Below are 8,498 nucleotides of genomic sequence, written 5' to 3' on the forward strand. Positions count from 1 at the left end.
TAGACGCGGTCGCGGGGCTCGCGCGGGCATTGCGGAACCTTTCGTTTTTCGGATATCGGTGTGCGAAAGAGCAGGTCCGGGGACCGGTCCCGTGCCCCGGGCGTGATGGCTCGGCGCGGGCCCGGGTGGCGCCGATCGTGGCCGCTCGGCCGGATTGCCGGTGAATCGGTGATCGGGCTCGGCCCGAAAGGGCATGCTGTGGAACAGGTTCAGCGGCGAAGGGATGACATGGTCGATCCGGGGTTCGTGGATATCCGGCGTGCGCGACTGCATACGCGCGAGGCCGAGGAAACCGTCGAATACGTGTCGAAGCTGTACACCGGCAACGTGATCGAGTTCCAGCGCGCCGCGCCCGGCGCCAGCGTGCGCAACGCCGTCACCATCGCCGGATCGGTGATGGCCACCGAAATCCGCAGCACGGTCGGCTATATCGGGCATCTCGCCCCGATCACCGGCAGCGTGTACTTCCAGCGGACGCTGTCGGGCAATATCCGACTACGCGGGGACGGGCACGACCTCTGGCAGCAGCGCGAGGAGTTCTCGGTGTACCCGATGAACGTGCCGATTCGCGCGGACTGCGAGAACCACGACGTCGACATGCTGCACATCCCCGACGCGGTCCTGGCCGACCTCACCGCCGAACAGGGAATCGAGCTGTCCGCCTTTCGTTTCGAGTCGCTGGCGCCGGTCGACCGGGCCCGCGAACGTTTCTGGAGCAGACTCTTCGATCTGGTGCACCATGAGATCTCGCTGGCCGACCCCGACGTCATGACCGACCTGGTCGTGGCGAACCTGGCCCGCACCCTGGCCGCGGCCGCGCTGACGGTCTTCCCCAACCCCGCGATGGACCGGCCGCACCGCCCGCGCCCGCCGGCGGTCAGCCCGTCCACCCTGCAGCGCGCGGTCGACTACCTGCACGCCCATCCCACCCGGCCCGTCACCGTCGGCGACCTCGCCGCGCACACCGGCGTCGGCCCGCGTGCTCTGCAGTACGCCTTCCGCAAGCGATACAACGCCACCCCCATGGAATATCTGCGCCGCCTGCGCCTGGAACAGGCCCACCAGGACCTGCTCGCCGCCACCCCCGGCGACGGCCGCACCGTGGCCGCGGTGGCCGCCCGCTGGGGCTTCCCGCAGCCGGGACGGTTCGCCCAGCTCTACATCCGCGCCTACGGCCAGCCCCCGAGCCGGACCCTGCGCCGCTGACCTGCGTGTCGCCCGGTAGGTCGCGGACGGTGTCAGCCGCCGGCCCCGGCGTCGGCCCCGATCCGGTGGAACTCCAGGCCCTCCAGCTCGATGCCCAGCGCCGCCAGACCGGTGTAGTGGACGGGATTGTGGAACCCCGGCCAGACCCGCGGCACGCTCACGCGCGCGTACTCGCTGAATGCGATCTTCCAGCGCCCGGTGACCTCGTCGGGCGCGGTCGTCGGGCCCACGCCGGAGATCCGGCCGATCAGGAAGGCGCTGCCGTGCGGTTCGGCGCCGTCGGCGTAGGGCTCGTCGTTGTGCGCGTTCTGGGTGCAGACGAGCCACTCGCAGGCTTCGACCCGCGCGGGGCTCAGCCTCCACGACTGGGATCCGCCCTCGGCGAGGATCGTGCGGGAACTCTTCGCGGTGAATACGACGACGGTGTCCTCGATGGCTGTCATGGATCCATGATGTGAACGCGGATCGGGCCGGTCCAGGTTTCGGTGAACTTCGGACCCCCTGTGCGCGAAGTTGATTCGGCGCGCGCGGAGCGGCGAGCGGTGTGCGTGAACCACCCGGGGCGTGGTTCTCCGGCGCGACCGCGAACCCCTGAATCGAGTGCGAAGCGGGCAGGTGGCAACCTTCCGGACACCGCGCCGGAGGCGGCCTCGGCGGTTCGCCGATCCGCCCGTCCCGCCGCTCGAGCGGAACCGAATCACGGCGCGTGGATGGCGACTCGCCGCGCGGACGATCGGCGGGCTCGGCGGTGCGCAACCCGCGGCGTTCGCCCCGGTCACGGGCCGCCGACGGGCGGCAAAGGGTGGATCTCCGCTGGTCGGAGCCCGCGAGGGTGCCCCTGACCTGGGGGTCTCCTGTGCTCGAGATAAAATCGGTAGTTCTTGTGTGTCGCGTCGACGCACAATCGGGCAGCAATCCACCAGCACGCACACGTAACTAGGAGACGCTTGTGATCACCGCGACCGACCTGGAGGTCCGGGCCGGAGTCCGCACCCTGCTGACGGCGCCGGGCTCGGCGCTGCGGGTGCAGGCCGGCGACCGGATCGGCCTCGTCGGCCGCAACGGCGCCGGAAAGACGACGACGCTGCGCATTCTGGCCGGTGAGGGCGAGCCCTACGCCGGCAAGGTGATCCGCTCGGGCGACCTGGGGTACCTGCCGCAGGACCCGCGCGAGGGCAATCTCGACGTACTCGGCAAGGACCGGGTGCTGTCCGCCCGGGGCCTGGACAAGCTCATCCGCGACATGGAGAAGCAGCAGGCGCTCATGGCCGAGGTGGCCGACGAGAAGGAGCGCGACAGGGCCGTCCGCAAGTACGGTCAGCTCGAGGATCGCTTCTCCGCGCTGGGCGGCTATGTGGCCGAGAGCGAAGCGGCCCGCATCTGCAACAGCCTCGGCCTGCCCGATCGCGTGCTCGCCCAGCCGCTGCGCACTCTTTCCGGCGGTCAGCGCCGCCGAATCGAGTTGGCGCGCATCCTGTTCGCGGCCTCGGACGGCAGCGGCGGCAAGTCCGACACCACGCTGCTGCTCGACGAGCCGACCAACCACCTCGACGCCGACTCCATCACCTGGCTGCGTGGCTTCCTGCAGAACCACGACGGCGGGCTCGTGGTCATCTCCCACGACGTGGAACTGCTGGGCGACGTGGTGAACAAGGTGTGGTTCCTGGACGCCGTGCGCGGCGAGGCCGACATCTACAACATGGGCTGGAAGAAGTACCTCGACGCCCGCGCCACCGACGAACAGCGCCGCGTGCGCGAGCGCGCCAACGCCGAGAAGAAGGCGTCCGCGCTCAAGCAGCAGGCCGCCAAGCTCGGTGCCAAGGCCACCAAAGCCGCTGCGGCACACCAGATGGTCAAGCGCGCCGAGCGCATGCTGTCCGAGGTCGACGACGTGCGCGTGGCGGATCGGGTGGCGCGCATCAAGTTCCCGACCCCCGCCCCCTGCGGCAAGACCCCGCTCATGGCCGAGAACCTCACCAAGCTCTACGGCTCGCTCGAGATCTTCACCGGCGTGGATCTGGCCATCGACCGCGGCAGTCGCGTGGTCGTGCTCGGGCTCAACGGCGCCGGCAAGACCACGCTGCTGCGCATGCTGGCCGGGGTCGAGACACCCACCGCGGGGCAGCTGGTGCCCGGATTCGGGTTGAAGGTCGGCTATTTCGCGCAGGAGCACGACACCCTCGACGATCAGGCCACCGTCTGGGAGAACATCCGGCACGCGGCTCCCGATGCGGGAGAACAGGATCTGCGCGGGCTGCTGGGCGCGTTCATGTTCTCGGGCCCGCAGCTGGACCAGCCCGCGGGCACGCTGTCCGGCGGTGAGAAGACCCGTCTGGCCCTGGCCGGGCTGGTGTCCTCGGCCGCGAACGTGCTGCTGCTGGACGAGCCGACCAACAACCTCGACCCGATCTCGCGCGAGCAGGTGCTGGACGCGCTGCGCAGCTACGCCGGTGCGGTCGTGCTGGTGACGCACGACCCGGGCGCGGCCGAGGCGCTCAACCCCGAGCGGGTCATCATGCTGCCGGACGGCACCGAAGATCATTGGTCACAGGAGTATCTGGAGCTCATTCAGCTCGCCTGAGTCCATGTCGTCCGGTGTCGGACGAGAAAATTTTTGCCGCGCCCTGCCCGGTCGTCTCGCGGACGGCCGGGCAGTCTGCGTCGAAACCCTTGCTGGCGTGCGGTTTTCGTGCGTGGGACGCGGAATTTCGCGGGTGATCTTGCTGTCCGCGGCGCCGCCGCCGGCCCTCAAATCCGGGCTGTTCGCCCGATTTTCACGTGTTTCGACACGCGAGCTTTGCTCACTACGTGATACCGATCACAGCGTTTCATTGATCACGGCCTCTCGAGCCCCTAACCTGGAATGAGGCGCCCACGGCGACTCGGAGGAAGTCATGAGTGACAGGCCCGCACAGGGTAAAGCCGTATTGGGTAAAGGCACACGCGTGACGGGAAAGTCGCGAGACCGCCTGCAAACCCAGCTCAAGAAGCAGTACGAGGCGGGGGCAAGTATCCGCTCGCTAGCCCGGGAGACCGGGCGGTCGTACGGCTTCATTCACAATGTGCTCGTGGAGTCGCACGTGCAACTCCGCAGCCGCGGCGGTGCGAACCGCCGCAAGGCCGTCGGCAAGGCCAAGGCCGGAAGCAAGTAGCCGAAGGGTGTCGCCGCGGCCGAACGGAGAAATCCGTTCGACCGCTTGCGATATCACGCGGCTACCTACCGGTCACGGTCCCGTCGCCGAACACCAGCAGGTTCGCCAGGCTCTCGAAGATCGGTAGTCCGGTCTTGATCTCGAGATAGGCGAACTGGCCCTGCGGGTTCACCTCGAGAAACCAGAATTCACCATCGAGGCCGACCCGCAGATCCAGGACGCCGAACGCCAGCCCGAGCGCGCCCATCAGGGTGCTCAGCGACTTGCTGACCGAGGCGGGCAACCGGTCCGCGGTGAAGGCCACCGAGGTGTCCAACCGCGAATCCACCCGTCCCACACCGGCTTGCGAGTCGATCCGCACCACCCACTCGATGCCGTCGACCCAGACGATGCGCAGATCGCATTCGGCCTGCACGTAGTCCTGGAAGATGGTGGGGGAGTTGCGGATCGTCGGCAGCCGCCGCAGGTCACCCGCGCCGACGATGCGCGTCTCGGTGAAGGCGCCGCGCCCGGTGCCGGTGCGCTTGTACACCACCGGCCCCGGCCGCGACTCGATGAAGGCGCGGGCCTCCTCGTCGTCATTGGTGATCAAGGTCTCCGGGACGGCGAAGCCGGCACGGTAGGCGGTCTCCAATTGCACGATCTTGCGATTGGCGGTGCGGTCGGCGCCCGGGTCGTTGACCCAGAGCGCCGGGATGGACCAGAGCATGCCCTGCAGGAATCCGTCGCATTCGGCCTGCCGGTAGGTGTCGTCCTCGGTGCGCGGTCCGGTGGGTACCGCGGTGGGCCGGGGTCTTCGCCACCAGACCGAGTTGACCCCGTCCAATCCCATGATGTGCGACAGGGATCGGTACGTACCGTCCTTCGCGAGGCGGAAAGTTCCGTTCTCGCGCGGGAAGTCGCGCATGTCGAGCCGAATCGGGCTGAGGCCGTGGTGCTTTCGCAGTGTGGCGGCGAGCGCGTCGCCGTGCAGATCATCGGCTTCGGTGACCACTAGCACCGAACCCGTTGTGCGGGTGGTCATGCGGAAAACCTGTCAGTCGAGGCTGTCGCAGGCCGCGCCGTCGTCACTGCCGTTGTGCGAGCGGGTCTGGCAACAGGTCATGGTGGCGCCGCCGACGCCGGGCCGGGTGCCGATCTCGAGACCCCGGGCCCAGGCTTCGGTGAGTGCCTGGAGTTCGTCGTCACCGCGCGCCGGGGTGTGATCCTGCGGCAGGGTCAGCGGGCGGTCGGTGAGTTCGATACGGCGGCGTTGCGTGAAATCCGCTGTGGCGCCCGCACGCACGCGGACCAGCACCGGGCGTCCCTCGCAGAATCCCTGCGTCGCCGCAACTTCCCAATCGGTGAGATCGAGAACGTCGGCGCGCCGGAGGGTCCAGGTACCGTCGGTGACGCGCACGGTGAGGTGGCGGTCGGTAGCGGCGATGAGGTAGCCCGATAGCGGTGGCGCAATGCTTGCGACGGTGGCTGACGCGGGAGGGCGGAGGGCGCCGGTCATGCTGATCTCCGATCTGCTCGGGATTTGCTGCGGAGCCGAGCGTGACCTGAATCATAGCCCGTCAAGGCCCTCGTCCGGTTCGCAACGAAAGATTTCACGGGCCGCTGGCTAACTCTGCCGCGGACCCGGAAACCCCTCCAGCCGTATGTTTTTCGCCTCCGGCGCGAGGCTAACGAAGTCCGAGCACTTCGGGCGCGTCGGCGATCTCCAACAGTCGCGCGCGCGGGTCCGCAATGAGCTTGCGGGCTCGCAGATCGAGGATTCCACTGACTACATCGACCTGGGCTGATACGGTGCCGTCCAGTTTCGTGATGAACTGGCGCATGGTGAAGACTTTGCCCCCACTCCACTCGAATTCGCAGCTCACGGTGACTTCGTCACCCAAATGCAACTCGCGCAGATACTTGATGGTGGTCTCCAGAACCACCGGGCCGATTCCCGCGGCGACCATCTTCTCCCCGGGAACGCCGCCCTCGCGCAGCAGTTCCCAGCGCGCGTGCTCGGCGTACTGCAGATACACCGCCTGATTCAGATGCCCGTTGATATCGAGCTCGTAACCGCGGACGGTGATGGGAACGGAGAAGGCCATGGAACTGTCAACCCGGTCTCCGGGTGCGCGCATTCCCCGTTTCCGGTGGTCCGGCGCACAGTTCGGGCGATTGCGGGGCTATCGTCGCGCGGTGTGACCGGGGGCGCGTTCCCGATCGGCCGGGCAACCGCGGCGCGAATCTCTCAGCGGCGATGGGCGTTGCGCTCGGCCCACCACGCGGGCGCGTCGACGAAGTGGTTGTCGAATTCCTCCTGGGCCGCGGCGAGCTCGGCGAAATCGGACTCGCCCTTGGCGATGCGGTCCAGCACGCGGAAGTATTCGAACCGCTCGACGCCGGGCATGAGGGCGATGAGAATGCGCGCGCCGCTGTCCGGGGTGGCGCCGAAAGCGTGCGGCATCAATTTGGGAACGATGACCGATCCGCCCGCGCCGACCGTCACGATTCGATCACCGGCCAGTAGCTGGAGCTCGCCGTCGGCGACAAAGAAGAGTTCGTCCGAGCGGGTGTGAAAGTGCGGCGCGGCGCCGTCGGCGCCCTGCGCCATGGTGACCTCGAGGCTGCTGACCGCGCCGCCGGCGGCGTCGGAATCGATGAGCAGGCGCATGGTGACGGTGTCGGTACCGAGGGTCTCGGCCTCGTGCGGCTGACGGATGACGGCCTGGCGGTCGGTGGCGTTCATGCGATGCTCCCAGTGATTCGATGCCATATAGTTCGCTATCGAACTATATGGCATCGAATAGAATCCTGTCCATGGGTGAGACGAAAGCGGACGCGGTCGACGCCATCACCGCGCAGTGGCGGCGGGAGCGACCCGATCTGGAACTGGAGTCGATGGCGATCATCGGCCGGCTGGGCAGACTCGCGGCGGTGGCCGGAAAGCGGATAGACGCGGTCTTCACCGCGCACGGCCTCCAGCGCGGAGAGTTCGATGTGCTTGCGGCGCTGCGTCGTTCGGGGGAGCCGTACCACCTCAACCCCTCGGTGCTCGCGGACACCATGATGCTCTCGCGCGCCGGAATGACCAGCAGGCTCGACCGATTGGAGAAAGCCGGCCTGGTGCGCCGCGGCGCGGACGCCGACGATCGCCGCGCGATCCGGGTCGGGCTGACCCCTCAGGGTCTGGCGGTCGTGGACGCGGCGGTCACCGACCACGTGGCGAACGAAACGCGCCTGCTCTCGGGGCTGTCGAGCCGCGATCGCGCGGAACTGGATCGTCTGGTCCGACTGCTGCTCTCGACCCTGGAGCATGAGGGGGAGTAGCGGCCATGGAGGCGGGAATCGAACCCGCGACATCCCCTCTGATGGATGGGCGCTCTACCGACTGAACTACCCCATGGCCGCAGTCGAAGCTACCGGACACACCCCCGGCGCGCAGCTCAATTCTTGCGGCGCACAGAGGCTTCCACGAGATCCAGCACGGCGGAGAGATTGTCGTTGGCGTGCCCGGAGGCGATGCGGGCGATCAGACCGTCCAGGATCAGATCCAGGTAGCCCAGCAGCACCGTGGTCGGCACGTCGTCGCGCAGCGCGCCCTCGGCCTTGCGGCGTTCGAGGCGGGCCACGGTGGCGGCGGTGAGCTCTTCCGAGCGTTCTTCCCAGTTGGCGCGGAACTCGGGATCGTTGCGCAGCCGGCGCGCGATCTCCAAACGTGTTCCGAGCCAGTCGAAGTCCTCGGGGCGCGCGAGCATGTCGCGCATCACCTGGACCAGACCCTGGGTGGCCGCGACCTCGGCCATGCGCGCGGCGTCCTCGTGGGCCAGGGCGAGGAAGAGGGCGTCCTTGTCGCGGAAATGGTGAAAGATCGCGCCCCGCGACAGACCGGTCGCTTCTTCCAGGCGACGCACGGTGGCGCCCTCGTAGCCGTACTCGGCGAAGCAGCTGCGCGCTCCGTCGAGGATCTGGCCGCGGCGGGCGGCGAGGTGGTCGTCACTGACCTTGGGCATGGACTCCTCCGAAACGGGGTGTGCGGGATCGCGGGCGCGGGGCCCCGGGGGCGGGACCGCACCGAAGAAGAGGACGAAACAAACGACCGGTTGCGGGTTGGGTGGGGGGGAACAAGACCCACCACAACACAAGGGGTGGAAAAACCCA

At 68.2% G+C, this 8,498-nt stretch carries 10 protein-coding genes; 4 read left to right on the forward strand and 6 right to left on the reverse strand.

The window, feature by feature from the left end; translation table 11 throughout:
• Positions 1 to 228: 228 nt before the first annotated feature.
• Positions 229 to 1,206 carry a helix-turn-helix domain-containing protein gene (locus ACWIGI_RS27170; RefSeq protein WP_454205305.1) on the forward strand — a complete coding sequence of 326 codons (978 nt, stop codon included), beginning with the start codon at positions 229 to 231 and terminating at the stop codon, positions 1,204 to 1,206.
• Positions 1,207 to 1,238: 32 nt separating this feature from the next.
• On the opposite strand, the gene ACWIGI_RS27175 is transcribed toward ACWIGI_RS27170, so the two are convergent.
• Complete coding sequence (locus tag ACWIGI_RS27175) at positions 1,239 to 1,649, reverse strand: hypothetical protein (RefSeq protein WP_454205306.1); 411 nt, start codon at positions 1,647 to 1,649, stop codon at positions 1,239 to 1,241.
• Positions 1,650 to 2,155: 506 nt separating this feature from the next.
• Here ACWIGI_RS27175 and ACWIGI_RS27180 point away from each other — a divergent pair.
• Positions 2,156 to 3,787, forward strand: a complete 1,632-nt coding sequence (locus ACWIGI_RS27180; protein WP_454205307.1) for an ABC-F family ATP-binding cassette domain-containing protein — start codon at positions 2,156 to 2,158, stop codon at positions 3,785 to 3,787.
• A 313-nt stretch (positions 3,788 to 4,100) separates the two neighbouring features.
• Positions 4,101 to 4,358 (forward strand): helix-turn-helix domain-containing protein, encoded by a 258-nt coding sequence (locus tag ACWIGI_RS27185; RefSeq protein WP_454205308.1) that lies wholly within the window; start codon positions 4,101 to 4,103, stop codon positions 4,356 to 4,358.
• A gap of 61 nt (positions 4,359 to 4,419) precedes the next feature.
• On the opposite strand, the gene ACWIGI_RS27190 is transcribed toward ACWIGI_RS27185, so the two are convergent.
• From ACWIGI_RS27190 to ACWIGI_RS27205, 4 genes are all read right to left on the reverse strand, one after another.
• Positions 4,420 to 5,382 carry a hypothetical protein gene (locus tag ACWIGI_RS27190; RefSeq protein WP_454205309.1) on the reverse strand — a complete coding sequence of 321 codons (963 nt, stop codon included), beginning with the start codon at positions 5,380 to 5,382 and terminating at the stop codon, positions 4,420 to 4,422.
• 12 nt (positions 5,383 to 5,394) lie between these two features.
• Positions 5,395 to 5,856, reverse strand: coding sequence for a hypothetical protein (locus ACWIGI_RS27195; RefSeq protein WP_454205310.1), 462 nt, complete (start codon positions 5,854 to 5,856; stop codon positions 5,395 to 5,397).
• Between the two features lie 169 nt (positions 5,857 to 6,025).
• A complete protein-coding gene (locus ACWIGI_RS27200) occupies positions 6,026 to 6,445 on the reverse strand; it encodes an acyl-CoA thioesterase (RefSeq protein ID WP_454205311.1) in 420 nt (139 codons plus the stop codon).
• 143 nt (positions 6,446 to 6,588) lie between these two features.
• A complete protein-coding gene (locus tag ACWIGI_RS27205; protein ID WP_454205317.1) occupies positions 6,589 to 7,011 on the reverse strand; it encodes a cupin domain-containing protein in 423 nt (140 codons plus the stop codon).
• Positions 7,012 to 7,157: 146 nt separating this feature from the next.
• Between ACWIGI_RS27205 and ACWIGI_RS27210 the strand changes: the two genes are divergently transcribed.
• Positions 7,158 to 7,667: a MarR family winged helix-turn-helix transcriptional regulator gene (locus tag ACWIGI_RS27210; RefSeq protein ID WP_454205312.1), complete on the forward strand. Its 510-nt coding sequence runs from the start codon at positions 7,158 to 7,160 to the stop codon at positions 7,665 to 7,667.
• Between the two features lie 116 nt (positions 7,668 to 7,783).
• Here the strand turns inward: ACWIGI_RS27210 and ACWIGI_RS27215 are convergent, their stop codons facing one another.
• A complete protein-coding gene (locus tag ACWIGI_RS27215; RefSeq protein ID WP_354985344.1) occupies positions 7,784 to 8,350 on the reverse strand; it encodes a TetR/AcrR family transcriptional regulator in 567 nt (188 codons plus the stop codon).
• Positions 8,351 to 8,498 lie beyond the last annotated feature (148 nt).

It is taken from the genome of Nocardia sp. NPDC055321, assembly GCF_053645575.1.

What these genes read in the sequence shown, in the direction of transcription:
- ACWIGI_RS27170 (WP_454205305.1), top strand. Translation starts at nt 229, where the DNA reads ATGGTCGATCCGGGGTTCGTGGATATCCGGCGTGCGCGACTGCATACG.
- ACWIGI_RS27175 (WP_454205306.1), bottom strand. Translation starts at nt 1,649, where the DNA reads ATGACAGCCATCGAGGACACCGTCGTCGTATTCACCGCGAAGAGTTCC.
- ACWIGI_RS27185 (WP_454205308.1), top strand. Translation starts at nt 4,101, where the DNA reads ATGAGTGACAGGCCCGCACAGGGTAAAGCCGTATTGGGTAAAGGCACA.
- ACWIGI_RS27190 (WP_454205309.1), bottom strand. Translation starts at nt 5,382, where the DNA reads ATGACCACCCGCACAACGGGTTCGGTGCTAGTGGTCACCGAAGCCGAT.
- ACWIGI_RS27195 (WP_454205310.1), bottom strand. Translation starts at nt 5,856, where the DNA reads ATGACCGGCGCCCTCCGCCCTCCCGCGTCAGCCACCGTCGCAAGCATT.
- ACWIGI_RS27200 (WP_454205311.1), bottom strand. Translation starts at nt 6,445, where the DNA reads ATGGCCTTCTCCGTTCCCATCACCGTCCGCGGTTACGAGCTCGATATC.
- ACWIGI_RS27205 (WP_454205317.1), bottom strand. Translation starts at nt 7,011, where the DNA reads ATGCGCCTGCTCATCGATTCCGACGCCGCCGGCGGCGCGGTCAGCAGC.
- ACWIGI_RS27210 (WP_454205312.1), top strand. Translation starts at nt 7,158, where the DNA reads ATGGGTGAGACGAAAGCGGACGCGGTCGACGCCATCACCGCGCAGTGG.
- ACWIGI_RS27215 (WP_354985344.1), bottom strand. Translation starts at nt 8,350, where the DNA reads ATGCCCAAGGTCAGTGACGACCACCTCGCCGCCCGCCGCGGCCAGATC.